Genomic DNA, 25348 nt, shown 5'->3' with positions numbered 1-25348 from the left:
TGTTCCCACCTCCCTCACCCGGCCGCTGCGCGGCCACCCTCTCCCCAGGGAGAGGGAACGGTGCTACCGTTGAGGGATGATGCGCCACATCATAGCCTTGACCCTGGCCGCGGCCGTCATCGCCCTCCCGGCCTCCGCCGACGACCGGCCCCCGCCGGCGCGGACGGACCCGGCGCATTTCGGGACCTTGCCCTACAATTCGGACGGGGACCCGGCCCGGGCGGCGCCAAGGGCGCCGTACCAGGTGCTGCAACGGATCGTCTATGCCTTCGATCGCCCGGCGGCGCAGGTGCTGGCGGCGGACGCGGCCCTGACGGCGCAGTGCCGCCGGGGCCGCTTCAACCAGCGCATCGCCTTCCGCTACCGCGCCTTCGGGCCGGGGGAACGGCCGTTGGGCGTGGCCTTCGGGTACATGGCGACGAACCTGGTTGACCCCGGCCGGCTGCGGCGCGGGGACACTGTCTATTTCTTCCGCGACCATGACACCAGCCGTTGCACCGTGCTGACGGCGACGCTGGAGTCCCTGCGCGGCTGGTTCGTGCCGCCCTGAGCCGCCCGGCGGCGGTGACCGCCGGGCGGGCCCCGGGTCAGGCCTTCTTCGTGGTGCTGGTGCTGGTCGTGGTGGACTTGGCACGGGTGGCCGGGTCGCCCTCCACCTCCACCTCGGTCTTGCGGACGGTGTCGCGCACCACCTCCTCACGGGTCTCCACGTCCTTGGAGACGACGACCTCGCCGGTCAGGCGGGCCTGCTTGCTGACGACGGCTTCCTCGTCCGTCTCCGTGAACTCCACGGTGCGCTCGCGGAAGGCGTCCTCCGGGACCACGCCGGAGGCGTCGCTGACCGTGCGGCGCTCCACATGCACGCTCTCGTCCCGCAGGTTGACGGTCTCTTCCACCGGCGTCTCGACCACGCGGGAGTGGATGCGGACCTGGCCGCGCTCCACGGCGCGCTTGCCCACCGCCAGGCTTTCCTCCACGACGGGGATGTGCTCCTCGCCCGTGGCGGTGGTGCGGGAGGTGGTGCTGCCGGTCGTGGTGGTGCGGTCCGTGTCGCGCAGGGCGCCGGCGGCGCCGGTCAGGCCGCTGCCCACCCGGGCCTCGCCCACCGGGCCGGTATAGGGGCCGGCATTCTCATCGAAGCGCGACCAGCCGCTGGACATGTAGGTGCTGCGGCGGTGGTCGATGTCCACCGGGCCCTCGGCCTGGAGGATGGAGATGATGCGCGCGGCGTCGGCATCATGGGCGTGGACGCTGACCAGGCTGCCGCCGCGGCGGATACCCTCGGCATAGGCGTGGGCATCGTCGTTGGGCACACCGGCCTTCACCAGCGACTGGACGATGCCACCCGGCCCGTGCGCCCCGGCGGCGATGGGGCCGGAGGCCATGACCGAGCCCAGCCCCCCGACCGGCCGCGGCTTGGCGCCGCCCAGCAGCCCGCCGAGGATGCCGCTGCCGCCGGAGGACGCGCCGGCGGTGACCAGTTGCTTCGACACCGCCTCGTCCCGGTCGGCGGCGATCACGCTGATCTCTTGCTGCGACACGTTCTCCGCATGCAGCCGCTCCAGGGCCCGGCGGGCGTTGGCGAAGTCGTCATACAGGGCAAGGATGGTCTTGTCGGTCATGGGTCCGTTCCTCGGTTTGTTCTGGGTTTCGTCAGGCCGGGTCTGTCGTGCCGCGGGGCGGGAGCCGCTCCACCGTGGCTTCCTCCTGCCGCACGGTGACGGGCTCGCGCACCGTCTCCACGCCGGCGGTGCGGCGCACATGCACCTCCTCCCGCAGGACGAGGCGCCTGCTGACCACCAACTCCTCCTCCACGACGGGAAGGACCATGACGCCGTCCTCCTCCCGCACGGGCGGGACGACGTCCACGGGCCGGTTGATGGGCACGCGGGTCACTTCCACCCCCTCGTGGCGAAGGGCGGCCTCCACCATCTCCTCCCGCTCGATCACGGTCTTGGAGACACGGATTCGGCCAGTCTCCACCCTGCGGGTGGTGACCCTCACCTCCTCCTCCACCAGGGGAACGCGCAGTTCCTCCCCGGCGGCGGACAGGCGCTCGACGCTGGCCTCGGTGACGTCATCCGGCACCCCACGCACGGCCCCACCCTCGCGGGTGGTCGTGGCATGGTGCTGGGCCTTGGGGAACAGCGACGCGTCCGGGCGTTCGGCCATGGATTCGGCTCCGTCTGCGGCAGGCCGACAGGGGCCTTGCAACACGCATGCCCCAACAGGGGGTCCGCGGGACCGTTCGGCGGCGAGGTTGTGACATTCTTGGGGCCGGGCGGGGCGGGGGACGTCCTGCACCCGAGGTGGGCATGCGGCCGGAGACCGTGCCCGGCGCCTGGGGGCGCACAAAGACCGTCCCGCCCCGCGCATCCCAGCGCGGCGGGATGCGCGCTTCCCGAGGGTCCATCGACCCTCTATATAGGCGCCTCAGCCGGGCGTTCCCCGCACCCCTTGTGGGTCCGGGGGCGTTTTCGTGCGACCAGAGCGACCCCCATCCCCTGATCCACGGCCTGAATCCATGCCCAAGCGCACCGACATCAAGAGCATCTGCATCATCGGCGCGGGGCCGATCGTCATCGGACAGGCCTGCGAGTTCGATTACTCCGGCGTGCAGGCCTGCAAGGCCCTGCGGGAGGAGGGTTACCGGGTCGTGCTGGTGAACAGCAACCCGGCGACGATCATGACCGACCCGGGCCTGGCCGACGCCACCTATATCGAGCCGATCACCCCGGCCGTGGTGGCGAAGATCCTGGAGAAGGAGCGCCCTGACGCCCTGCTGCCCACCATGGGCGGCCAGACGGCCCTGAACACGGCGTTGGCCCTGTTCCGCGACGGCACGCTGGACCGGCTGGGCGTGGAGATGATCGGCGCCAAGGCCGACGTGATCGAGAAGGCCGAGGACCGGCTGAAGTTCCGCGACGCCATGGACAAGATCGGGCTGGAAAGCCCCAAGTCCCGCGTGGTGAAGAGCTATGGCGAGGCGCTGGACGCCCTGGCCGTGGTCGGCCTGCCGGCCATCATCCGGCCCAGCTTCACCCTGGCCGGCACCGGCGGCGGCATCGCCTTCAACCGCATCGAGTTCGAGGACATCGTCCGCGGCGGCCTGCGCGCCAGCCCGGTGGGTGAGGTGCTGATCGAGGAGTCGGTGCTGGGCTGGAAAGAGTACGAGATGGAGGTTGTCCGCGACAGCAAGGACAACTGCATCATCGTCTGCTCCATCGAGAACATCGACGCCATGGGCGTGCACACCGGCGACAGCATGACCGTCGCCCCGGCGCTGACGCTCACGGACAAGGAATACCAGATCATGCGCAACGCCAGCCTGGCGGTGCTGCGTGAGATCGGCGTGGACACCGGCGGGTCCAACGTGCAGTTCGGCGTCAACCCGGACACCGGCCGCATGGTGGTGATCGAGATGAACCCGCGCGTGTCGCGGTCCTCGGCCCTGGCGTCCAAGGCCACCGGCTTCCCCATCGCCAAGATCGCCGCCAAGCTGGCGGTGGGCTACACGCTGGACGAGCTGGACAACGACATCACCGGCACCACCCCGGCCAGCTTCGAGCCGACCATCGATTACGTGGTGACCAAGGTCCCCCGCTTCGCCTTCGAGAAGTTCCCCGGCGCCGACCCCACCCTGACCACCAGCATGAAGTCGGTGGGTGAGGCCATGGCCATCGGCCGGTCCTTCGCCGAATCCATGCAGAAGGCCCTGCGCAGCATGGAGACGGGCCTGACCGGCTTCGACGACCTGCCGGAGCTGGACCTGAACACCCTGCCGGCCAAGCTGTCCACGCCGACGCCGGAGCGGCTGCTGATCGTCGCCCAGGCCTTCCGCAACGGCATGACCGTTGACCAGATCTACGAGTACTGCAAGTACGACCCCTGGTTCCTGCGCCAGATCCAGGCCATCGTGCAGACGGAAGCCGATGTCAGGGCCAAGGGCCTGTCCGCCCTGGACGCGCCGGAGTTCGCCCGGTTGAAGGCCATGGGCTTCAGCGACGCGCGCCTGGCCACCCTGACCGGCACGACGGAGGCCGAGGTGGCCGCCGCCCGCCGCGCCCTGGGCATCACGCCGGTGTTCAAGCGCATCGACACCTGCGCCGCGGAGTTCGCCAGCCGCACCCCCTACATGTACTCCACCTATGAGGGGAACGGGCTGGAGCCGGCGGAGGATGAGACCGATCCCAGCGACCGCAAGAAGGTGGTCATCCTGGGCGGCGGGCCGAACCGCATCGGCCAGGGCATCGAGTTCGACTATTGCTGTGTCCACGCCGTCTACGCCCTGCGCGAGGCCGGTTATGAGACCATCATGGTCAACTGCAACCCGGAGACCGTCTCCACCGACTATGACACCGCCGACCGCCTGTACTTCGAGCCGCTGACGGCCGAGGACGTGATCGAGCTGGTGCGGAAGGAGCAGCAGAAGGGCACGGTGCTGGGCTGCGTGGTGCAGCTGGGCGGCCAGACGCCGCTGAAGCTGTCCCATGACCTGCAGGCCGCCGGCATCCCCATCCTGGGCACCACCCCCGACGCCATCGACCTGGCGGAGGACCGGGAACGGTTCCAGCAGCTGCTGCACAAGCTGGGCCTGCGGCAGCCGGCCAACGGCCTCGCCCGCTCCCTGGAGGAGGCGGAGGCGGTGGCCGACAGGATCGGCTTCCCCGTGGTCATCCGCCCGTCCTATGTGCTGGGCGGCCGGGCCATGGAGATCGTCAACGACGTGGCCGGCCTGCGCCGCTACATGGGCACCGCGGTGAAGGTGTCCGGCAAGAACCCGGTGCTGATCGACAGCTACCTGCAGGACGCCATCGAGGTGGACGTTGACGCGGTGGCCGATGCGGAGACGGTGTACGTCGCCGGCATCATGGAACACATCGAGGAAGCCGGCATTCATTCCGGCGACAGCGCCTGCGCCCTGCCCCCCTACACCCTGCCGAAGCCGGTGGTGGACGAGCTCGCCGCGCAGACGGTGAAGCTGGCCAAGGGGCTGGGCGTGGTGGGCCTGATGAACGTGCAGTTCGCGGTGAAGCTGAACCCGAACGGGACCGGCCCGGCCGGCTTCGACGTGTACATCCTGGAGGTCAACCCCCGGGCCAGCCGCACGGTGCCCTTCGTCGCCAAGGCCACCGGCACCCCCATCGCCAAGATCGCTGCCCGGGTCATGGCGGGGGAGAAGCTGTCCGCCTTTACCCTGAACGGCCCCTTCCCGCCGCACACCGCGGTGAAGGAGGCGGTGTTCCCCTTCAACCGCTTCCCCGGCGTGGACATCCTGCTGGGGCCGGAGATGCGCAGCACCGGCGAGGTGATGGGCCTGGACAAGGACTTCGCCATGGCCTTCGCCAAGAGCCAGATGGGCGCCAATGTCCACCTGCCGCGGCAGGGCACGGTGTTCATCTCGGTGCGGGAGCGGGACAAGCCGGCCATGGTGCCGGTGGCGAAGCGCCTGCTGGAGATGGGCTTCAAGGTCATCGCCACCCGTGGCACCGCCCAGTTCCTGGTGGCCAAGGGCATCGAGGTGACCCCCGTCAACAAGGTGGTGGAAGGCCAGCCCCACATCGTGGACGCCATGATCAACGGGGATGTCCACCTGGTCTTCAACACCACCGAAGGGGCCCAGGCCCTGACGGACAGCTTCAGCTTGCGCCGCACGGCGCTCACCAATAACATCCCTTACTACACGACGGTTGCGGGGGCGCGGGCGGCTGTGGAAGCCATCTCCGCGCTCCGGACCGGCGAGGTGCAGGTGGCCCCGTTGCAGTCCTACCTGAGCGGGACCTACTGACCGTCAGGCGGCCCGGGGGTGCGGGAGACCGCGCCGGCCCGGGCCTTTTGTTCCATGGGAAGGGCCGGGACGGGCTCTGGCGCGTTCCCGGCACAGCGGCCAACCAGTTCGCGAGAAGTGGGTGCGATGGAAAAAGTTCCGATGACGGCCCGGGGTTTCAACCGGCTCCAGGAAGAATTGAAGCACCTGAAGGGGGTCGAGCGCCCCGCGGTGATCCGCGCCATCGCCGAGGCGCGGGAGCATGGCGACCTGTCCGAGAATGCCGAGTACCACGCCGCCCGGGAGCGCCAGAGCTTCATCGAGGGCCGCGTGATGGAGCTGGAGGACAAGATCAGCCGGGCGGAGGTGATCGACCCCACCAAGCTGTCCGGCAACGCCATCAAGTTCGGCGCCACCGTCACCCTGGCCGATGAGGACACCGACGAGGAGGTGACCTACCAGATCGTCGGCCAGGATGAGAGCGACATCCGCCAGGGCCTGGTCAGCATCACCAGCCCCCTGGCCCGCGCCCTGATCGGCAAGCAGGTGGGCGACACGGTCGAGGTCACCACCCCCGGCGGCAGCAAGAGCTACGAGATCGTCGGGATCGCGTTCAAGTAAACGCGAACCCTGCAAGGCACAGGAGGTCACCCCGGGCTTGACCCGGGGCCCTCGGGTTCGGCGGGTGCAGGGCACCGAAAGCCCTGTTTTCCCTTGTTCTGCTCCATTTTTCGAAGTCGAAAGTCGTGTCTCGTGCAGGTCCTGGGGCCCGCTGCCGCACCCTGGCACGACGGCTTTCCCAAGGGCCCCGGCTCAAGGCCGGGGTGACCTCCAGGGCCCTGCAGGGTGCCCTCCTCACACCATCTCCCCCACCGCCCTGTCCCTTGGGTCCGCGCTGGCCGACAAGCCCTGGCGCACCCCCGCCCGGTCGGCCTCGTTCCGGTTCTGGCTGAGCTTGCGCTTGCCCTCCAACCGGTCCACATGCAGCACCACGCCGACGATGCCCTTCAACTGGGCGCGGATGAAGTCGGGTGGCGCGTCGGTGACGGCCCAGGGGGTGGCGCGGCCGGATTCGTGGTGGTCGGTCAGGCGGCTGACGATGGCATGCAGGGCGTCCGGCTCCTCCACCACCTCCAGCCGCCCATAGGCGTGGACGGCCACGTAGTTCCAGGTGGGGACGACCTTGTGGGTCTCCGCCTTCGTCGCGTACCAGCTTGGCGAGACATAGGCCTCCGGCCCCTGGAAGAGCGCAAGGGCCGGGATGGCCGGGTCGAAACCCCGCCATTGTGGGTTGGCGCGGGCTAGGTGGCCGATGAGGCGCAGGCCCTCCGGCCCTTCCTCTGCCAGCAGCGGCAGCGGCGTGGCGGTCAACCCGCCCTCCCCCATGGTCACCAGCGTGGCGAGGCGTGCCGCGCGGATGATGGCGCGCAGGGCGGCGGGATCGTCTTCGCGGAAGTGGGGCGGCGTGTACATGGGGTTGGCTTCGTCAGGTCGAGAGAAACTGCCTCCCCTGCGAAAGCAGGGGCCCACTGTTTTTGACCCGGTCTCCAACGTAACTGCCGCTGAAGAACTGTGGGCCCCTGCTTTCGCAGGGGAAACAGAAAGAATGTGATGCGTCAGGTGAGCAAGCCTGTCACCTCGAACCTTGTCCCCCGGACAAGCTTACCCGAACCGGCCTGCCAACAGCCCCAGCACATAGGCCCGCGCCTCGGCCGGGCCCTTGGCGCGGAGGGCTCCGCGGGCCCAGAGGTCGCACAGGCCGTGGGCGCTGCCCCAGGCCAGCATGACCCGGTCGCGCAGGGCCAGGCTGAAGCCCGGCGGGTCGCCCGGCTGCCGGAACGCCTCTGCCGCAAGGTCGGTCACCCCGGCCACGGCGGGGGCAAGCACCGAGTGGGTCAGGAAGGCCTGCCCGCCCATGCCGAACATCAGGGCATAGAGCCGCGGGTTGCCCAGGGCGAAGTCGACATAGCCGGTGACCATGGCGAGGGGCGTGGTCGCGCCCGCCCCGGCGAAAGCATCGGCGATGCCGTCCCGCAGCAACCCGAACCCGTCCGCCGCCACGGCGGCCAGCAGATCGTCCCGGTCGGCGAAGTGGCGGTAAAGGGCGCGGTGGTTCACGCCCGTGGCCGCCGCCACCGCGCGGAGGCTCAGCCCCTCCGGCCCTTGCTCCTCGACGATGCGACGCGCCGCCTCCAGCGCGGCGGCGCGCAGGTTGCCATGGTGGAAGCTGTCCCGGGCCGGGGTCAGCCCCGCTTCTTGCTCACGTGCCATTCCACCGCCATGGTCGCCACCGTCTCCCCGCCCTCGTCCAGCAGGTCCACCGCCACATCGAAGCGCACCTTGCCGTCCGCCTCAAGTGTGGCGCGCAGGGCGGCGCTGTCCGCGTCCACCCGGGCCAAGGCGCGGATCGGGCCCTTGGCCACCTTGGTGTAGGCGATGCGGGCGTTGGCCGCCACCGGGCGGACCGACAGCAGAACCGGCGCCATCGCCCCGGCCATGGCGCCACCGCTGGCCGTCTCCCCCAGGGTGAACAGGGCGCCGGCATGCTGGCTGCCGATGTGGTTCTTGACCTCCGGCCGGTCAGGCAACAGGGCTTCCGCCCTTCCGTCACCGATGCTGACCAGCTCCACGCCGGTGTGGGTGGCATAGGGCACGCTGCCGGCCATCTGCTTGCGGATCATCTCATAGACCATGGCGGGCCTCACCTTGAACAGGATTGGAAGGGCGAGTTTGAGCATGTGTCGGCTCTTAATGTCGCCACTGGTGACATTGCGATTGGGCGACAGGCTTGTCAAGCACCCCACCAAGCCGACATATGCCCGGACGCGCCATGAGGAGAGCCGCCGGATGACCACGCCGCCCCTGTCCCCAGACGACGTCCCCGGCCCGGCCCGGCCCGGCTTTGGGGAGGCGCTGCGCTTCTGGGCCAAGCTGGGCTGCATCAATTTCGGCGGGCCGGCCGGGCAGATCGCGCTGATGCAGCATGAGCTGGTGGACCGGCGCGGCTGGATCGACGGACCACGCTTCCTGCACGGGCTGAACTTCTGCATGCTGCTCCCGGGGCCGGAGGCGCAGCAACTGGCGACCTATATCGGCTGGCGCCTGCATGGGGTGGCCGGGGGCTTGGCGGCGGGGCTGCTTTTCATCCTGCCCGGCGCCCTGGTGCTGTGGCTGTTGTCCTGGTTGGCGGTGGAGCATGGCGACCTGGCCTGGGTGGATGCCCTGTTCGACGGGGTGAAGCCCGTGGTGGTGGCCATCATCGCCGCCGCCGTCTGGCGGCTGGGCACCAAGACTCTGAAAGGCTGGGCGCCGGTGGCCTTGGCGGCGGCGGCCTTCGTCGGCCTGTACTTCCTGAAGGTGCCCTTCCCCGTCATCGTGTTGGGGGCGGGTGTGCTGGGCTGGCTGGCGGCCCGCGCCGGCCTGCACCTGTTCGCCCCGGCAGGGCATGGCGGCGGGGCCGAGGGCGAGGTGGCGGAGACGAAGCCGCCCAAGGGCCTGGGCCACCTGGCGAAGCTGGCCCTGCTGTTCCTGGTGCTGCTGGTGGTGCCGGTGGGGGCCGTGCTGGCCCTGTTCGGGACGGAGCCCTGGCAGGCCGTGGCCACCCTGTTCACCAAGGCGGCCTTCGTCACCTTCGGCGGCGCCTATGCCGTGCTGCCCTACATCGCGGAGCGGGGCGTGGCCCTGGGCTGGCTGACCCCGGCGGACATGGTCAACGGCCTGGCCCTGGCGGAGAGCACGCCGGGCCCCCTGATCCTGGTGACCCAATATGTCGGCTTCTTCGCCGGCTGGAACAACCCCGGGGGCCTGTCCCCCTTCTGGGCCGGCACCCTGGGCAGCGCCCTGACCCTATACGTCACCTTCCTGCCCTGCTTCTTCTTCATCTTCGCCGGCGCCCCCTATGTGGAGCGGCTGATCCACAACCGCGCCGCATCCGGCGCCCTGGCCGCCATCACCGCGGCCGTGGTGGGCGTCATCCTGAACCTGGGCGTCTTCCTGGGCATCCATGTGCTGATGCCGCAGCCGGGGGTGCTGGACTGGTTCGCCGTCGTCCTTGCCCTCGCCGGGCTGGTGGCCCTGGTCCGCTTCAAGGTCGCCGTCCACTGGCTGGTGCTGGCGGGGGCGCTTGTGGGGTTGGGGTGGGCGGCGGTGAGGGGCGTACTTTAAACCACGGCATCGCCGCCTCCGGGCAGGCTGGCACACGCCCATAAATACGAAAAGGGCGGGAGGCCCGTGCCGTCCCGCCCTTGTTCCTGGCTCTACAAACCGAGGGGGAGGGTCACTCCTCCTCGTCGTCCTCGTCCTTGGACTCCGGCCCGATCTCCACGTCGATAGGAACGCCCGGCTCATACTTGGACTGGCGGATGGCCAGGGCCGACTTCACGTGGCTGACGTTGGGGGCTGCGGTCAGCTTGGAGGTCAGAAACTTCTGGTAGCTGTCCCAGTCGGCGGCGACGACCTTCAACAGGAAGTCCGTCTCCCCCGCCAGCATGTTGCACTCCCGCACCTCCGGCCAGGAATTGACCAGCGACTCGAAGCGCTTCAGGTCCGCCTCCGCCTGGGAGGACAGGCCCACCTGCGCGAAGACGGTGACGTGGAAGCCCATGGCTTCCGGGTTGATGTCGGCATGGTAGCCGCGGATGTATCCGGCCTCTTCCAGCGCGCGGACGCGGCGGAGGCAGGGTGGGGCGGAAATGCCGGCCCGGCGGGCCAGTTCCACGTTGGTCATCCGGCCATCGGCCTGCAGGTCGCGCAGGATGCGCCGGTCGATCCGGTCGAGTTTAACCCGCCGCATGGTGGTATCTAGATGCTCCAGGGGGTCGAAAGGGGGCTGTCGAGAAAGGATATTACACGGCTGCCCCTCCGTAGCAAAGGGTTCACCGCTTGCCCGAACCGTGCTTTCGATAAGACCGTCCGCAACGTGGGAAGAGACGGGAATGGGCAGGCAGACCTGCTGGGTGGTGACCGACGGCAAGCCGGGGATGGAGAACCAATGCCTGGGCCTGGCAGAGGCGGTGGGGCTGGCACCCCAGGCGAAGCGGGTGGCCCTGCGCCAACCCTGGCGGTCCTTGAGCCCCTATCTGCCCACACCCCTGCCCCTGGCCCTGGCCGGCAACAGCGACCCGCTGGACCCGCCCTGGCCCGACCTGCTGGTGACCAGCGGCCGCCAGGCCGTGGGCCCGGCCCTGGCCATCCGGCGGAAAAGCCGCGGCCGCACCTTCTGGGTCCATATCCAGGACCCGGGCATCCCCTTCGCATGGGTGGACCTGGTGGCCCTGCCCCGGCATGACGGCAAGGCCGGCCGCAACGTGCTGCAGACCCGCGGCGCCCTGCACCGGGTGACGGCGGAACGGCTGAAACGGGAGGCGGAGGCCTTCGCCCCGACGCTGGCCCACCTGCCCCACCCCCGCATCGCCGTGCTGGTGGGCGGGAGCAACGGCGTCTACCGCCTGACGCCCACGGTCATGGCCGACGTGGCGGAGCAGTTGGCCGACATCGCCAAGCGCCACGGGGCCGGGCTGATGGTCACCCCGTCCCGCCGGACGGGGAGGACAACGAGGCCATCCTGCGCGCCCGCCTGCGCGACCTGCCCGCCGTGGTCTGGGACGGGACGGGGCCGAACCCCTACTTCGGCTACCTTGGCCTGGCCGACGCCGTGGTGGCCACCTGCGACAGCGTCTCCATGATCTCCGAGGCCGCGAGCACGGGGAAGCCGGTCTATGTGATCGAGCTGGAGGGCGGGTCGCCCAAGTTCCGCCGCTTCCATGAGGACCTCTATGCCGACGGCGTTGCCCGGCCGTTCAAGGGGGAGCTGGGGCACTGGACCTACGCCCCCCTGGACGACACCCCCCGCATCGCCGAAGAGGTGCGTCGGCGCATGGCAGCCCGGACGGGGGGTCACGGGAAGGCGCCTTGATCGGGACATGGTTTGGGGACAGCTATTTCCGGACCAACCGAACGAGCAACCCATGACCGCCACCCTGATCGACCTGGACAAGTTCCGCGCCACCCCGCTGGCGTCGGACCCCTATGACCATCTGGTGGTGCCCGGCTTCATCCAGGCCGCGGCCCGGGACGCCATCCACCAGGACTATCCCCAGGTTGACAAGCCGGGCAGCCACCCGCTGCCGGAACTGCGCTTCGGCCCCGTCTTCCAGAAACTGATGGAGGAAATCCAGGGGCCGGAGATGACCCGGGCGTTCGAGGAGAAGTTCGGCATCGACCTGACCGGCCATCCCACCATGGTCACGGTGCGCGGCATGGCCCGCGCCAAGGACGGCCAGATCCACACGGACAGCAAGACCAAGCTGATCACCGTGCTGATCTACATGAACCCGAGCTGGGAAAGCAGCGACGGCCGCCTGCGCCTGCTGCGCACGCCGGACAGCCTGGAGAACCCCGTGGTGGAGGTCCCCCCGGATGAGGGCACGCTGCTGGCCTTCCGCAACGGCCCCACCGCCTGGCACGGCCACACCAGCGTGGAGGGACCGCGCCGCGCCATCCAGCTGAACTGGGTGACGGATGAGGGCGTGGTCCGCCGGGAGCAGTTCCGGCATGGCATCTCGTCCAAGGTGAAGAAGCTGCTGAGCTTCGGGTGAGGTGACCCTCGCCCCGCCCCCCGTTGGCAGCGGCCATGCGCCGGGCGGGGGGCGCGGGGGCATGCAGGATCGCCGCGTGTTGACGGGGGCATCGCGGTCTATATAGGCCCCAACCCCGACATCGAGATCGAGACCGGCATTCCCATGGCCCTGCGGATCGAGACCTTCAGCAACGTCACGGGCGGCAACAGCACCTTCAAGGCGCTGGGCCACCCCCTGGTGGCGTCCAAGGCGGCGACGCTTCTGGACCGGCTGCGCAAGAGCGGCACGGTGGCCGTCTACGACCCCTGAACCTGGCAGAGGCGTTCGCCGAGCTGTACCCCCTGTCGTCCCTGCGGATCACCGGCCTGTTCGTGCAGGACGTGGAGCGCATCGGCCGCACCACCCTGGGCCGGGAGGCGGAGCCGGTGACCGCCCTGCCGGACAGCGACGCCAAGTCCCTGCTGGTGATGGGCTTCGACGCGGACAAGCTGGTGGCCCAGGTCCGCCACCTGATCCCGGCGGGCATGCAGGTGGTCACGCTGGACGGCCTGAAGCTGCCGGACACCCTGCTGACCGACACGCGCGGCTACCTGACGCCGCTGAACTGGGCCACCAACTTCGCCTTCTTCCGGGACAAGGACGGGCTGCATACCCGCGTGGTGACCGCCAACTACTGGTCCGGCTACGGCGCCCGCGCCCCGAAGTTCTGGCTGTGCCTGTTCGACGCCCGGGGCGAGGTGCTGGCCCAGTGGACGGAAGACCTGCCCGCCGCCGGCGGCACCGTGGTGGTGGACAGCGCCGAGGTGCGCCGCCGCTTCGAGCTGGGCGACTTCGAGGGGCAGCTCTTCATCCACGTGGTCGGCGCCGCCGGCCATGACGTGGTGAAGTACGCGCTGGACACCTATGGCGACGACCCGCACGTGCTGTCCTGCACCCACGACGCCAACGCCTGGCCCGCCGACTTCTACGCCGGCCTGCCCGCGCCGCAGGACGGGGAGCGGGTGATCCTCTGGGTCCAGAACAGCTTCCCCACCCCGATCCCCGCCGGCGCCGTGTCCCTGAACCCCATGGGCCGGGACGGTGACGCCGTGGCCCTGCCACAGGGCGTGCCCGCCTTCGGCACCCTGGCGCTGGACGTGGCTGACTTACTGCCCGACCTGAAATGGCCGCAACAGGTGGAGGTCCGCGCCGGCAAGCACTTCGTCCGCCCGCGCTATGAGATCGTCAGCACCGCCCCCGGCAAGCCGGAGCGCCGCCGCATCGCCCACCCCAACGTGGAGCGGACGGATCTGAAGACCAACCCGAAGCTGGCGGAGCTGGGCAACCTGATGGGCAAGGGCTACATCCTGCCCGCGCCCGTGCTGCCGGTGGACCGGTTCCGCAGCATCGCGCTGCCCACCCCCATGGGCCGAAACCAGCAGACCCTGCCCCTGGCCGCCATCCTGTATGACGCCAACGGCACGGAGGTGGCGCGCAAGTCTTTGGGAAGCCTGCCCCGCGACCATGCCACCGCCCTGGACGCGGCGGAGCTGGTGAACGGCCACGGGCTGGAGTCCGGCTACGGCCACATGGAACTGGTCTATGATTTCGCCGCTGGGGACGAGGCGGACGGCTGGCTGCACGCCCTGTTCCGGTATGAGGACACGGAAACCGGCCATGGGGCGGAGACCAGCTTCGGCGCCCACATGTTCAACACGGTGCTGACCTACAAGGACGAGCCGCAATCCTATGCCGGCCGGGCCCCAGGCCTGACCACCCGGCTGTTCCTGCGCACCGGCGTGGACGGGGCGGACACGCTCTGCCACCTGATCTACCCGGCCAGCACGCCCTGGCACCGGGAAAGCGACACCCACCTGATCCTGACCCGCCGGGACGGGCAGGAAATCGCGCGCCGCAGCGTGCGTATCGCCTGCAACGGCAGCTACCATTTCCGCGCCAGCCTGACCTTCGCCGAGGATGAGCTGGCGGCGGCGGGGAGCACGCCTACATCCTGATCCGCGACACCACCTGCCGCCTGTTCGGCTACCACGGCCTGGTCCGCGACGGCGCCGACGGGGCGTTCAGCCTGGACCACATGTTCGGGTTCTGAGGCGAGCATTTCCCTGCGGATTGGGGCTTTCCCCCTCACCCCCTCGGGGTGAGGGGGTGTCGCCGCTTGCCCGACCCTACACGGTGATCTCCACCACGTTCCCGTCCGGGTCCTCCACGGTGCTCTCGTAATAGCCGTCGCCCGTGGTGCGGGGTCCCGAGGTGACGGGGACGCCGGCGGCGCGCATTTCTGCCGTCAGCGCATCCACCGTCTCCTTCGACCCCACCGCGATGGCGATGTGGGCCCAACCCGCCTTGGCCGGGGTGCCCCCCACGTCCGGGGCGGTCATCAGCTCCAGCCGGGCGCCATCGGGGAAGGACAGGAAATAGCTCTCGAAGGGGCGGGAGGCGCTCCGGTACTTCTCCCCGGCCTTCGCCCCGAACCACCGCTCATAGAAGCCGCGCGCCCGCTCCAGGTCGGGGGTCCAGAGGGCGACGTGGGTGATGTGCATGGGATGGTCCGTGCTGGATGGCAACGGGTGGGACGGTGCCGAAGCCGCCTGCCTTCAGCAAGCGCCCAAAAAGTGAAACCCCTCCCTGGCGAAGCCGGGGAGGGGCCAATCCACGCGATCGGAACGGGACCGGCTTACGCCGACGCCTTGCTGTACTTGATGGTGCAGCCATAGGCCTTGTTGGTGGCGTTCTGCACGGGCTGGCCGGACAGGGCCGCCTGGATGGCCGGGCGGACGAAGTTGGTGGCGCCGGCCACGTCTTCCTTCTTGGTGGTCGGGCGGTCGTCGATGGCGCCGTTGTACAGCAGGGTGCCGTCCTTGCCGATCACGTACATGTGGGGCGTGACCTTGGCATCATAGGCGCGGCCCGCGGTGCCGGCGGGGTCCAGCAGCAGGTGGGAGGATGCCCACTTCTCCTCCGCCATGCGCTTCTTGCCCTCATCCGCCGTGACATAGCCCTGCTGGCCCTCGGCAGAGCTGACGATGGTCAGCCAGACCACGCCCTGGCCCGTGGCTTCCTTCTGCAGGGCCTGCATGTTGCCGGTGTCGTAGTGCTTGCGCACGAAGGGGCAGCCATGGTTGGTCCATTCCAGCACCACCACCTTGCCCTTGTGGTCGGCCAGGCTGACGGTCTTGCCATCCACGTCCTTCAGGCTGAAGGCGGGGGCGGGCTGGCCCACCGTGCCGGCGGCGGCGAAGGCCGGGGCGGGGATCAGGCTGGCGGCGCCCGATGCGACGGCGACGCCGCCCAGGGCGAGGGTGCTGGTGCCGGCCAGGAAACGGCGGCGGGAAACCGGGGTACGCATCGGCAAGGACCTCCCAGGAGTATGGCCTTCCCGCGGGATGTGGGGGCACGGCCCGCAACCGTCAAACCCCCTGATCGCCGTTATTTTCCTGGGGAAATCATTATCAGGAACTTTGCATGTTCACCCGGCGCCGGCACCGGGTGTCCACGAACACCCCCTAATCCAGAACCTGATAGTGGATGGGCTTGAAGCGGTAGTTGTTGGACTGCTCCGCCGAGCAGGCGGTCAGGCCGACCAGCAGGTCCATCTCCGCCCGGAACAGCACATGGTCACCCGGCTTCGACAGGGGCGGCAGCACCTTCAGCCGGCCGGTCTGGGCGTCCACCGGCACGTTCATGAAAACGTTGAAGCAGGCCGGCAGCCCCTCCGCCGCCACCCCATAGGGTGCCAGCGCGGCGTGCAGGTTCCCCTGGCAGCCGCGGTGCGGATGGGCGTGTCCATAGATGATGCGGAAGGTGTCGGCACTGCACGGGGTCAGCAGGAAGTCATGCCGCCCCACCGTGTCCTCCAGGATGGCCAGCATCTGGCGGCTGCGGTTGGACCAGAGGATGTCGCCCCGGGTCAGGTAGATGGTTTCCTGGTAGTCCAGGGTCCGGCCGGACGACAGCACCTCCGCCATGTCATGGCGGTTCAGGGCCAGCAGGTCGGCCACCTGCTCGCCCTCCGGGTCGATGACCTTCAGGTGCTGGCCCGCCTTCAGCTCGATCGCCGCCGCGCTGCGGGGCGGGATCACCTGGACCATGCCGTCGCTCATGCGGCCTCCCTCTCACCCGTGTCGGTGCGCGGGCGGAACGGGCAGGTCCAGCCCCTGGGCACGGCGCGGCCGCTGTATTGCCGCGCCTCCGAAAGGTCGCCGAAGTTCGCCAGCATGGGGTTGGGCCGGCCGCAATAGCTGGCGTCGCGCTCCCGGATCACCGTCTGCATCCGGCCGAAGCTGCCGTTGGCCCGAAGCCGCTCGAATTGGTCGTGCAGGTTGAACACCAGGGCCGGCCGCCGGAAACGGCGGGAACGGCGGCTGCTGTTGGGGTGCAGGCCGATGATGAAGAAGGCTTGGCGGAACAGGCTGAAGCTGAAATCGGGCGAGGCGGGATCGCTGCTGACCGAGGGGTCCCAACCATGGCGGCGGCGGTCCAGCTCATGCAGCCCCGCCAGCCGCCGCCACAGCGCCTTCTCGAACGCCACCTCCGTCAGGTCGGTGGGCTGGCGGAACAGCACGGCGAAGCTGGTGAACAGGGGACGGCGGCGGCGGTAGTTCCGGACGAAGCCGCCGATGCGCGCCAGGATGTCCAGGTCATACTGCCCATCCAGCAGATTCCCGGCCTCCATGATGTCAACCTGCTCCCGGCTCACGGCACTTTTCGCGGCCACGCAAGGGAAAGCGGGGTTTCGGATAAAGGAGACCAGTTCATTAGGAAGGCTGGATATGCGGTGCACGGCGGAAGACATGCGGCCCTGCCCTGACATCTGCGGCATGCCGGCGGTTTCTCTTGCCGGCGGGACCTGGAAAACTCCGCAGACCCCCCTTGGGTTCCCGGGGCATCATCCGATGGTCGGGGGGCCCGGGCCCGAACAGCTAGTTGCCAGCCGCCCCCGCTGCGCCCAGACTGGTCGGTCTAACAAGAAGGGCGGGCGCCCACGCCCGCCCCGCCGGGAGTGAGACATGCCCAGGATGCTGAGTGCCGCCGCCGGAGCCCTGCTGCTCCTGGCCGTTCCTTCCCTTGCAGCCGATCCCAACCCCGCCACCGCCACGGGCCCGACCACGGCCCCCGCGGCACCCGCCCTTGCCAACGACTATCCCACCGAGGCGCGGGTGGATTACGTGCTGGGCTGCATGGCCACCAACGGCAAGTCGCACGAGGCCGTGCGCAAATGCTCGTGCAGCATCGACGTGATCGCCAGCCAGATCAGTTATGAGGACTACACGTCGGTGGAGACCGCCATGGCCCTGGCCCAGATGCCGGGCGAGCGGGCCGGGGCGCTGCGCGACGTGAACTGGGTCAAGGACCTGATGGACCGCTTCCGCCAGGCCCAGCTCGACGCCGATCTGGAATGCTTCTCCCGCGACCACGCGGCGCGGTGAGGGGAAAAACAGTGCAAGGCACATGAGGTCACCCCGGGCTTGACCCGGGGCCCTCGGGAACGGTCGATGCAAAGCACCGAAAGCCCCTGTTGTCCTTGATTCTGTCCCCCGTTGCCATTCCTTGGCACGTCCGCTTTCCCAAGGGCCACGGCTCAAGGCCGGGGTGACATCGGTGCCCTGCCCCCCGTCAACTCCCCCGCGCGGCCACCGGCCAGGACTGCTTGAAGCTGGCGCCCTTGCTGTCGGTGACCTCCACCTCCAGGGTGCCGGTGGGTTCGGGCGTGAAGGCGAAGTGCAGGCTGGGGTCCTCGGAAAGGGAGATGTCGGCCTCCACCGTCGCCACTTCCTGCCCGTTGTAGCGGACCAGCACCTTGTCCACGTAATGGGCGGGGATGTAGGTGCGGCTGACCTGGTCGAATTGCAGGCCGCTGTTGTTGGGGTGGCTGACCAGGATCTGGGCCTTCACCGGCTCCCCCGGGCGGAAGTCGGCGGGCAGGTTCAGCTTCATCCTGCCCAGCCGGGCCGCGGCCTCTGCCGGGTCCTTCAGGGCGGGGGCGGAGCAGCCGCCGCTGGCCTTGACGAAGCGGCCCGTCTCCAGCAGGCGGCCGGCCTTGGTCTCCGCCACGGCATGGACCCAGGTGTATTCGTTGACCCGTACCCGGGTTTCCAGCGCCGGCCGGGCGGCGGCGGGCCCCAGGGTGGCCGACAGGGCGCGGGGCACCGGGTTGTCGTCGATGAACAGGTGGAGTTTGGTCACCGGGTCGGCGGGGTCATCCTTGGCCGTCACCGCGATTGGCACGATGGACGCATCGGCGGCGCGGTTCGGCGCCTCCAGCGCCAGGCGGTCGCCGGCGGGTTCCGCCTTTCGGCCGGGGAACAGGGTTTCCCGCACATAGGCCCAACGCTCCTGGTCCTCGGGCGTCGGCGCTTCCTGGGCATAGGCTGGCAGGGGCGCCAGCAGCAGGCCGGCCAGCAGCAAGGTACGGGTCTTCATGGCGTTCACTCCCATTCCAGCTCGGCGTAGGCCGCCGTGACCAGTTGCGGGTGGTAGGTCTCCCACAGTTCCCACCGCGTCTTCGCCTCCACGGCCACGCGGGGGACGGCATGGGCGATCCCCACCCCTTCTTTCTGCAGCGCGCGCACCTCCCCCACCACCTGGGCAAGGTAGGCGCGCAAGGGCTCCACCGCCTCCGGCCACTCCGCCACCGGGCCGTGGCCGGGGATGACCTGGGTGGCCTGCACCGTCACCAACCTGTCCAACAGCGCAAGCCAGCCCTTGACGCTGCCGTCCAGGGAAGGGTGCCGTTCCCGGAACAGCAGGTCCCCGGCCCAGAGGGTGCCGGTCTGGCGGTCCAGCACGGTCAGGTCGTTGTTGGTGTGGGCCGTGGGGTGGGCCGCCAGGTCCAGTACCCGGCCGCCCAGGTCGATCTCCGCCCGGTCCTTCACCAGCAGGGTCGGCAGCACCAGCACCGGCGCCTCCCCCAGATGGTCCTTGGCGCGGGAGACATAGGTCTCGAACCGGGCGGACAGGGCGGCGGGCAGGTTGGCATGGCCGGCGAAGGTAACCCCCTCCCCCGCCAGCGCGCCGTTGCCCAGCACATGGTCCGGGTGCATGTGGGTGTTGATGACATAGCGCACGGGCCGGTCGGTCTTCGCCCGCACCGCCGCCAGCAGCCGCCGGGCGATCCCCGGCGTGCCGCCGCTGTCCACCACGGCCACCGCGTCCCGCCCGACCACGAAGCCGATGTTGGCGATGTCCCCGCCATTGGCCGGGCCGGATTCCTCATGCACGCCCCGGTGCACGAACACGCCCGGCGCCACCTCCGTTACCGGCAGGGGCTCCACGGCCCAGGCGGGGCCGGGCAGCAGCAACAGGAGCAGGAGCGTCAGGGCAAGGCGTGGCATGGTCACCCCGTTCGGTCGCCGAAGAAGTGTGCGCACAGGTGGCCCGCCTGTCCCAGCCCCGAAATGGGGTGGGCCGGGGCGGGACATCCATCCCGCCCCTTACGGTTATTTCTGCCGCCCCATGGGGGGTATGGGACGCTTCTGGCTTGAAGGGGTAGGCCCGACCCGGCAAACTATTGGAAACAAAGGCAGGACGGCAAAGTACCGTCATCCGCTGTTTGGGCCGCCAACGCGCGGCCCGGGGAGGAAGGTCCATATGGGGAAGGTGCTGCGGCTCGCGGCGCTCGCCGTCATTTCATCCGTCTCCATGGCCCCGGCCCTTGCCGGGGCACCCGCCGGCAATCCACCGCCGCCCGCCCAGGCGCAGGCCGTGCTGGTGGGCTACCTTGGGCAGGAGGAGCCGCCGCGCACGCCCCTGACCTTCCTGGCGCCCGAGTTGCGGGACGAGGGGGTGCAGGGCGCCCGGCTGGGCATCAACGACAACAACACGACCGGCCGCTTCCTGAAGCAGGAGTTCAGGCTGGTGGAGGCGGTGGTCCCCCGCGCCGGCGACCCGGCGGCGAACCTGGCCACCAAGCTGGGGGAGCTGCAGTCCCAGGGGGTGAAGCTGCTGGTGGCCGACCTGCCCGCCGACCGGCTGGCCCAGGCCCTGGACCAGCCGGCGGCCAAGGGCATGCTGGTGTTCAACGCCCGCGCCACGGACGACGTCCTGCGCAACGAGGGCTGCCGCGCCAACCTGCTGCACACCATCCCCAGCCGCCGCTTGCTGGCCGATGCCCTGGCCCAGTACCTGGTCTGGAAGAAGTGGAACCGCTGGATGCTGGTGGCCGGGAAATACCCGGAGGACCAGGCCTATGCCGACGCCCTGCGCCGCGCCGCCAAGAAGTTCGGCGCGAGGATCGTGGAGGAGAAGCAGTGGACCTTCGAGGAGGGCAACCGCCGCTCCGACAGCGGCCACACCACGGTCCAGTCCCTGGTGCCCACGGCCACCCAGGGCGATGACCACCAGATCCTGGTGGTGGCGGATGAGCGGGACATCTTCGGTGAGTACCTGCCCTACCGCACCTGGTCGCCGCGCCCCGTGGCGGGCACCCATGGCCTTGTCCCCACCGCCTGGTCCCGGGTGACGGAGGCATGGGGCGCGACGCAGCTCCACAGCCGGTTCGAGAAGCTGGCCAGCCGCTGGATGACCCAACGCGACCACGCCGCCTGGGTGGCCGTGCGCGCCATCGGGGAGGCGGCGAGCCGCACCAAGTCCACCGACCCGGAGCAGCTATCGGCCTATATCCGCGGGCCGGAGTTCGAGCTGGCGGCCTTCAAGGGCCAGGCCCTGTCCTTCCGCGCCTGGGACGGGCAGTTGCGCCAGCCGGTGCTGCTGGCGGGGGAGCGCATGCTCGTCTCCGTCAGCCCGCAGGACGGATTCCTGCACAAGACCTCCGTCCTCGACACGCTGGGGGACGACCAAGCCGACAGCAAGTGCAAGCTGACCCGTTGAACCCGCCGGAGAGACGCCCCCCATGACGCCCATGATGACGCGCAGCACGCTTACCATCGCCCTCCTCGCCGGCGTCCTGGCCCTGCCGGCGCAGGCCTACAGCATCTATGTCTCCAACGAGCGGTCCAACGACGTGGCGGTGGTCAAGTCCGACAGCCTGACCCTGGAGAAGCGGATCGAGGTGGGCCGCCGGCCCCGCGGCATCACCTTCAGCCACGACATGAGCAAGCTCTATGTCTGTGTCGGCGACGAGGACCGGATCGACGTGATCGACGTGGCCAGCGGCAAGGTGGTGGACAGCCTGCCTTCCGGCCCCGACCCGGAGCTGTTCGTGCTGCACCCCAACAAGCCGATCCTCTATGTCGCCAACGAGGACGACAACATGGTCACCGTGGTGGACACGGAGAAGCGGGCCGTGATCGGGGAGATCCAGGTGGGGTGGAGCCGGAGGGCATGGGCATCAGCCCCGATGGCAAGTGGCTGGTCAACACGTCGGAGACGACGAACATGGCCCACTTCATCGACACCACCACCCTTCAGATCACCGACAACGTGCTGGTGGATGCCCGCCCCCGGGTGGCCCAGTTCACCAGTGACGGCAAACATGTCTGGGTGTCGTCGGAGATCGGCGGCACGGTCAGCATCATCGACGTCGGCACCAAGCAGATCATCAAGAAGATCGGCTTCGAGGTGCGCGGCGTGCCGAAGGAGAGCATCCAGCCCGTGGGCATCGAGCTGACCGCCGACGGCAAGCGCGCCTTCGTTGCGCTGGGCCCCAGCAACCGGGTGGCGGAGGTGGACCAGCAGACCCATGAGGTGGTCCGCTACCACTTGGTGGGCCAGCGGGTCTGGAACCTGTCCCTGTCACCGGACGGCAGCCGCCTCTACACCACCAACGGTGTCAGCAACGACATGAGCGTGATCGACGTGGCCGCCGGCAAGGTGGTCAAGAGCCTGCCCGTGGGCGACAGCCCCTGGGGCGTGGTGGTGAAGCCGTGAGGGGCGGGACCATGCCGCGACTTGCGAATTCGAAAGTCACTTGTAGCATCCCGTGCCGCTTCCCCCGCGCAGGCGGGGGCCCACAGTTCTTGACCCGATTCCTGCCAGCATCCGTGGCTGAAAGACCGTGCCCCCCGCCTGCGCGGGGGAAGCGGGTGTCGGTGGTGAGCGCGTTGACTCGGCGCCCACCGTGATTCGCCAGAAGCCCGGCTCACTTCGCCGCCACCAGCCCCAGCCGGTTCTTCGCCAGCCAGCGGATGCTGTGCAGCCAGGCTTCGTTGTTGTCGCCGCGGAAGTCGGAAACGCCCATGGCCAGCGGCTCCCCGGTCTTCACGTCGCGGGCGACGATCTGCATGCTGAGGATCAGGGTGCTGACCTTGTGCACCACGGTGGTGAAGGACACCTCGGCGCCCAGGTCGCGGGCGATGTCCAGCTCGCAGCCGTTGCAGTTGCGCACGGGGCGGCGGGCCTCGATGATCTCCGCCGCGGGGGCCAGGTCGATGACCCGATAGGCGGCGGCCCCTTCCACCAGCCGGCGAAGCTCCGCCGTGGTGGCCTGGATGCGGGCGGCCTCGTCGGGCTTGGTGCCCTCGCCGCTCGTGTCCAACAGCTCCACCTCGAAGACGGCCGTGGGCCGGTCCTGCGCGGCCGCCGTGCCGGTCAGCAGCAGCGCCAGCGCGCCGCAGTAAAGTCCCCTCACCCCATCCTCCCCCGGTTGGTCCTGGCACTGTCGTTAATGATGGCGGCACCCGCCCTGGCCCAGCCCGCCCCGCGGCAGGGCCACGACCCGGATTTCCCCTGCGTGCAGGTGCTGGTGCCCAAGCTGTCCCCCGGCCAGATCTGGGCCGGGCCGCCGGTGGACGAGATCCCCGCCGGGGCCTGGAACCAGGACCCGGACGTGGCGGCCCTGGTGGCGCAGGCCGCCGACCGCCGCGTGCCCACGGACAAGCTGGTGGCGGCCATGGACGCCTTCGCCGGCCAGCAGGGCCCCGACCGGGACCAGCGGCTGACCCTGCTGTTCGCCGGCGTCTTCGACACCATGCAGGGGGAGCGGGACAAGGCCATGGACGCCATCCGCCGGTACAGCAAGCTGCAACGCGAACTGCTGGACCGCATCGCCGGCAACCTGGGCAAGCTGTCCGCCCTGCCGGAAGCCGACCCGGCGCGGGCGGAGGTGCAGGAGAGCCTGACCTGGGACCGCCGCGTGCTGGACGACCGCCGCCGCATGCTGGCCACCCTGTGCGAGCGCCCGGCCATGATCGAGCGGCGGCTGGGCGCGGTGGCGCGGACCCTGTACGGGCACCTGACGCCGGGGTGATCCCTCACCCCTGCGGCCCGCCGTCCAGCGGTTCCACCGCCTTCAGGGGGCGGCGGGCCTCGCTCCAGCCCTCCACGCCGTCGGGATACCAGCGCACGTCGGTGTAGCCCCATTCCATGGCGCGCTTGGCGGCGTTCCAGGACATCCAGCAGTCCCGGCGGCAGAACATGACCAGGGTCTTGCCCTTGTCCCCGCCGGTCAGCTGTTCCAGCCCCTTGCGGAAATAGGCCTCCTGCGCCGGGGTCGGGTCCCCGTGGCCCACGTCGGGCATCCAGGTGGCGCCGGGGATCGTCTCATGCGGGCGGGGTGTCCAGGCAGCCCCCTCCGGCCGTCCCTCGGGCTTCGGCGCCTGGGGCGGCAGCACGTCCAGCAGGACGGCGTCCGGCTTTTCCTTCACCAGCCTTTGCAGCGTGGCCGTGGTCAGCACCGTGGCGCCCTTCAGGGTCGCCGGCACGGGCGAGCGGTAGTCGGACTTGCGGTAGCCCTCCGGCTCCGGCGGGGGTGGCTGGATCAGCTTGCCCTCCCGGTCCAGCAGGGGGATGCCGTAGCTGGCCAGCAGCGCGTCGATGCGCGGCTGGTTTTCCTTGATCCAGTCGTTCAGCCAGTGCTTCCAGTCCGGCTCTTCCGGCCGGATGCCCATGGAGATCAGGAAGGACAGGCGGCCCGTCACCGCCTCCTCCACCAGGGGCGCCACCACCAGGGGCACCTCCTGCTTCGATGCCCAGAAGGCGGCGAGCGGGCCCCAGACCACGGCGACGTCGGTCTTGCCCGTGGCCACGTCCACCACCGCGTCGCGGGCGGGCTGGTAGACGCGGGTGTCGGTGGCGAGCTGGTAGGGCTCGATGTTGGTCAGACCGTACCGCACCATCAGGTCCATGGGCGGGGTCTGGGCCATGATGCCGATGCGGGCCCCCTTCAGCGCCGGGTCGGACAGCTTGGTCGCGGTCAGGCCGCTGTCCTTGCGGTAGACCAGCGCGTACACCGACCGGTAGTACGGGTTGGTGTTCTGCATCAGCAGCTCACCCGACGCCGTGCCCATGACGATGTCGCACTTGCGGGCACCCAGCGTGTTCCGGACGAAGCCGAAGCCCTGGGGGAACCAGGTGTAGGCGACGGGGACGCCAAGGTCCGCCGCCACCATCTCCGCCAGCTTGTTCTCGAACCCCTCCCCCTTGTCGTTGGAGAAGGGCAGGGCGTTGGCGTCGGCGCAGACGCGCAGCGCGTCGCGCTTGCCCAGCTCCACCTGGGCCTGGGCGCCCGTGCCGGTGAGCAGGAGGGCGGCCGCCAGGGCCGCCGCCGTCAGACCCCGTGCCATGGGCCGCCTCCCCCCTTAGCCCGGCATCCGCTCCGGACGCCCGCGGCCCAGCTTGTCGTCGGACCGGGCCTTCAGGTAGCGGTAGATGTCGTCGAGGTTGTCCATCACGTTGGGATCGGTGCCGAAGCTGGGCATCACCCGGTCGCCCGTGGCACCGGCGGATTGCTTGCCGTTCACGACGATCTCGGTGAACTTGTAATAATCCAGCGCCTTCAGGCTTTCCGTCAGGTTGGGCGCGAAGCTGCCGCCCATGCCGTCCGGCCCGTGGCAGACGTGGCAGGAATTGTGGTAGCGGCGGAAGCCGTTGAAGGTGCCCTTGTCCACCTTGTTCCCTCGGCCTTATAGGTGGGGGTACCGTCCGGGGCCATGGGGGCGCCCTCGGTCTGGGCCAGCGCGGCACCGGTCAGGGACAGGGACAGGACCGCCAGGGCGAACCCGCGGCCAAACGCGAAACCTTTCACCAGGAACCTCCCGCGATACGGATCGTGTGTCTTGCTTTTGCTTTTGTTGGGGGGCGCCACGGCCCCCTGAACCTGCCCTCCCCC

General features: G+C 69.6%; 28 protein-coding genes and 1 pseudogene. 14 read left to right on the top strand and 15 right to left on the bottom strand.

Going from position 1 to position 25348, the window contains the following annotated elements; all coding sequences use genetic code 11:
- Nucleotides 1-79 precede the first annotated feature (79 nt).
- Nucleotides 80-550, top strand: a complete 471-nt coding sequence (locus HHL28_RS01710) for a hypothetical protein (protein ID WP_169654575.1) — start codon at nt 80-82, stop codon at nt 548-550.
- 37 nt (nt 551-587) lie between these two features.
- Here HHL28_RS01710 and HHL28_RS01705 read toward each other — a convergent pair whose 3' ends face one another.
- The gene (locus tag HHL28_RS01705) at nt 588-1622 is read right to left on the bottom strand and encodes a YsnF/AvaK domain-containing protein (RefSeq protein WP_169654573.1); all 1035 of its coding nucleotides are present in this window, start codon (nt 1620-1622) and stop codon (nt 588-590) included.
- A 31-nt stretch (nt 1623-1653) separates the two neighbouring features.
- Entirely contained in the window at nt 1654-2172 is a 519-nt protein-coding gene (locus tag HHL28_RS01700; RefSeq protein ID WP_083699114.1) for a YsnF/AvaK domain-containing protein, read from the bottom strand.
- A gap of 352 nt (nt 2173-2524) precedes the next feature.
- On the opposite strand from HHL28_RS01700, the gene carB reads away from it, so the two are divergent.
- Both carB and greA read left to right on the top strand, forming a co-directional pair.
- Complete coding sequence (gene carB / locus HHL28_RS01695; RefSeq protein WP_075771206.1) at nt 2525-5788, top strand: carbamoyl-phosphate synthase large subunit; 3264 nt, start codon at nt 2525-2527, stop codon at nt 5786-5788.
- A 126-nt stretch (nt 5789-5914) separates the two neighbouring features.
- Nucleotides 5915-6388 carry a transcription elongation factor GreA gene (greA, locus tag HHL28_RS01690; protein ID WP_075771205.1) on the top strand — a complete coding sequence of 158 codons (474 nt, stop codon included), beginning with the start codon at nt 5915-5917 and terminating at the stop codon, nt 6386-6388.
- Nucleotides 6389-6622: 234 nt separating this feature from the next.
- On the opposite strand, the gene HHL28_RS01685 is transcribed toward greA, so the two are convergent.
- The 3 genes from HHL28_RS01685 to HHL28_RS01675 all read right to left on the bottom strand — a co-directional run bounded on the left by HHL28_RS01685 (nt 6623) and on the right by HHL28_RS01675 (nt 8505).
- On the bottom strand, nt 6623-7240 hold the full coding sequence (locus HHL28_RS01685; RefSeq protein WP_075771204.1) for an FMN-binding negative transcriptional regulator: 618 nt from the start codon (nt 7238-7240) through the stop codon (nt 6623-6625).
- Between the two features lie 189 nt (nt 7241-7429).
- Nucleotides 7430-8038 (bottom strand): TetR/AcrR family transcriptional regulator, encoded by a 609-nt coding sequence (locus tag HHL28_RS01680; protein ID WP_169654571.1) that lies wholly within the window; start codon nt 8036-8038, stop codon nt 7430-7432.
- Complete coding sequence (locus HHL28_RS01675) at nt 8011-8505, bottom strand: DUF4442 domain-containing protein (RefSeq protein WP_404326257.1); 495 nt, start codon at nt 8503-8505, stop codon at nt 8011-8013. Before HHL28_RS01675 ends, HHL28_RS01680 begins: the two co-directional genes overlap by 28 nt.
- A gap of 109 nt (nt 8506-8614) precedes the next feature.
- Between HHL28_RS01675 and chrA the strand changes: the two genes are divergently transcribed.
- Nucleotides 8615-9931 (top strand): chromate efflux transporter, encoded by a 1317-nt coding sequence (gene chrA / locus HHL28_RS01670; protein ID WP_075771203.1) that lies wholly within the window; start codon nt 8615-8617, stop codon nt 9929-9931.
- 112 nt (nt 9932-10043) lie between these two features.
- Here the strand turns inward: chrA and HHL28_RS01665 are convergent, their stop codons facing one another.
- Complete coding sequence (locus tag HHL28_RS01665) at nt 10044-10559, bottom strand: Lrp/AsnC family transcriptional regulator (protein WP_075771202.1); 516 nt, start codon at nt 10557-10559, stop codon at nt 10044-10046.
- Nucleotides 10560-10701: 142 nt separating this feature from the next.
- Between HHL28_RS01665 and HHL28_RS01660 the strand changes: the two genes are divergently transcribed.
- From HHL28_RS01660 to HHL28_RS01650, 5 genes are all read left to right on the top strand, one after another.
- Nucleotides 10702-11451, top strand: coding sequence for a mitochondrial fission ELM1 family protein (locus HHL28_RS01660; protein WP_404326255.1), 750 nt, complete (start codon nt 10702-10704; stop codon nt 11449-11451).
- Complete coding sequence (locus tag HHL28_RS18150; protein ID WP_404326254.1) at nt 11424-11681, top strand: ELM1/GtrOC1 family putative glycosyltransferase; 258 nt, start codon at nt 11424-11426, stop codon at nt 11679-11681. The genes HHL28_RS01660 and HHL28_RS18150 overlap by 28 nt, the downstream gene beginning before the upstream one ends.
- A gap of 52 nt (nt 11682-11733) precedes the next feature.
- Complete coding sequence (locus HHL28_RS01655) at nt 11734-12363, top strand: 2OG-Fe(II) oxygenase (protein ID WP_075771200.1); 630 nt, start codon at nt 11734-11736, stop codon at nt 12361-12363.
- A gap of 144 nt (nt 12364-12507) precedes the next feature.
- Nucleotides 12508-12654 (top strand): hypothetical protein, encoded by a 147-nt coding sequence (locus HHL28_RS18145; RefSeq protein ID WP_404326252.1) that lies wholly within the window; start codon nt 12508-12510, stop codon nt 12652-12654.
- Nucleotides 12655-12716: 62 nt separating this feature from the next.
- Nucleotides 12717-14339, top strand: a complete 1623-nt coding sequence (locus HHL28_RS01650; RefSeq protein ID WP_404326250.1) for a hypothetical protein — start codon at nt 12717-12719, stop codon at nt 14337-14339.
- A 171-nt stretch (nt 14340-14510) separates the two neighbouring features.
- On the opposite strand, the gene HHL28_RS01645 is transcribed toward HHL28_RS01650, so the two are convergent.
- The 4 genes from HHL28_RS01645 to gntA all read right to left on the bottom strand — a co-directional run bounded on the left by HHL28_RS01645 (nt 14511) and on the right by gntA (nt 17137).
- Nucleotides 14511-14885, bottom strand: coding sequence for a VOC family protein (locus HHL28_RS01645; RefSeq protein WP_075771198.1), 375 nt, complete (start codon nt 14883-14885; stop codon nt 14511-14513).
- A gap of 134 nt (nt 14886-15019) precedes the next feature.
- On the bottom strand, nt 15020-15691 hold the full coding sequence (locus HHL28_RS01640; protein WP_075771197.1) for a thioredoxin family protein: 672 nt from the start codon (nt 15689-15691) through the stop codon (nt 15020-15022).
- A gap of 157 nt (nt 15692-15848) precedes the next feature.
- On the bottom strand, nt 15849-16445 hold the full coding sequence (locus HHL28_RS01635; protein WP_404326248.1) for a DUF1989 domain-containing protein: 597 nt from the start codon (nt 16443-16445) through the stop codon (nt 15849-15851).
- Nucleotides 16442-17137, bottom strand: coding sequence for a guanitoxin biosynthesis heme-dependent pre-guanitoxin N-hydroxylase GntA (gene gntA, locus HHL28_RS01630; protein ID WP_075771261.1), 696 nt, complete (start codon nt 17135-17137; stop codon nt 16442-16444). Before gntA ends, HHL28_RS01635 begins: the two co-directional genes overlap by 4 nt.
- A gap of 214 nt (nt 17138-17351) precedes the next feature.
- Between gntA and HHL28_RS01625 the strand changes: the two genes are divergently transcribed.
- Nucleotides 17352-17771, top strand: coding sequence for a hypothetical protein (locus HHL28_RS01625; RefSeq protein ID WP_075771196.1), 420 nt, complete (start codon nt 17352-17354; stop codon nt 17769-17771).
- Nucleotides 17772-17958: 187 nt separating this feature from the next.
- Here HHL28_RS01625 and HHL28_RS01620 read toward each other — a convergent pair whose 3' ends face one another.
- Nucleotides 17959-18765, bottom strand: a complete 807-nt coding sequence (locus HHL28_RS01620) for a quinoprotein dehydrogenase-associated SoxYZ-like carrier (protein ID WP_075771260.1) — start codon at nt 18763-18765, stop codon at nt 17959-17961.
- Nucleotides 18766-18770: 5 nt separating this feature from the next.
- Complete coding sequence (locus HHL28_RS01615) at nt 18771-19676, bottom strand: quinoprotein relay system zinc metallohydrolase 2 (protein WP_075771195.1); 906 nt, start codon at nt 19674-19676, stop codon at nt 18771-18773.
- Nucleotides 19677-19932: 256 nt separating this feature from the next.
- Between HHL28_RS01615 and HHL28_RS01610 the strand changes: the two genes are divergently transcribed.
- The 3 genes and pseudogenes from HHL28_RS01610 (at nt 19933) to HHL28_RS18135 (ending at nt 22170) form a co-directional block, all read left to right on the top strand.
- The gene (locus HHL28_RS01610) at nt 19933-21171 is read left to right on the top strand and encodes an ABC transporter substrate-binding protein (protein ID WP_075771194.1); all 1239 of its coding nucleotides are present in this window, start codon (nt 19933-19935) and stop codon (nt 21169-21171) included.
- A gap of 22 nt (nt 21172-21193) precedes the next feature.
- Nucleotides 21194-21574, top strand: a pseudogene (locus HHL28_RS18140) (hypothetical protein); the annotation flags it as partial.
- 50 nt (nt 21575-21624) lie between these two features.
- The gene (locus tag HHL28_RS18135; RefSeq protein ID WP_404326245.1) at nt 21625-22170 is read left to right on the top strand and encodes a PQQ-dependent catabolism-associated beta-propeller protein; all 546 of its coding nucleotides are present in this window, start codon (nt 21625-21627) and stop codon (nt 22168-22170) included.
- A 211-nt stretch (nt 22171-22381) separates the two neighbouring features.
- Here the strand turns inward: HHL28_RS18135 and HHL28_RS01600 are convergent, their stop codons facing one another.
- Entirely contained in the window at nt 22382-22870 is a 489-nt protein-coding gene (locus HHL28_RS01600) for a DUF3280 domain-containing protein (RefSeq protein ID WP_075771192.1), read from the bottom strand.
- 36 nt (nt 22871-22906) lie between these two features.
- Between HHL28_RS01600 and HHL28_RS01595 the strand changes: the two genes are divergently transcribed.
- Nucleotides 22907-23488 (top strand): hypothetical protein, encoded by a 582-nt coding sequence (locus HHL28_RS01595; protein WP_075771191.1) that lies wholly within the window; start codon nt 22907-22909, stop codon nt 23486-23488.
- A gap of 4 nt (nt 23489-23492) precedes the next feature.
- Here HHL28_RS01595 and HHL28_RS01590 read toward each other — a convergent pair whose 3' ends face one another.
- On the bottom strand, nt 23493-24803 hold the full coding sequence (locus tag HHL28_RS01590) for a quinoprotein dehydrogenase-associated putative ABC transporter substrate-binding protein (RefSeq protein ID WP_075771190.1): 1311 nt from the start codon (nt 24801-24803) through the stop codon (nt 23493-23495).
- Between the two features lie 15 nt (nt 24804-24818).
- On the bottom strand, nt 24819-25127 hold the full coding sequence (locus HHL28_RS01585) for a c-type cytochrome (protein WP_404326243.1): 309 nt from the start codon (nt 25125-25127) through the stop codon (nt 24819-24821).
- Between the last annotated feature and the right edge of the window lie 221 nt (nt 25128-25348).

It is taken from the genome of Aerophototrophica crusticola, assembly GCF_012913305.1.
Classification (GTDB): Bacteria; Pseudomonadota; Alphaproteobacteria; order Azospirillales; family Azospirillaceae; genus Niveispirillum; species Niveispirillum crusticola.
The sequence above is the reverse complement of the archived record's forward strand: the minus strand, read 5'-3'. Positions and strand labels throughout refer to the sequence as shown.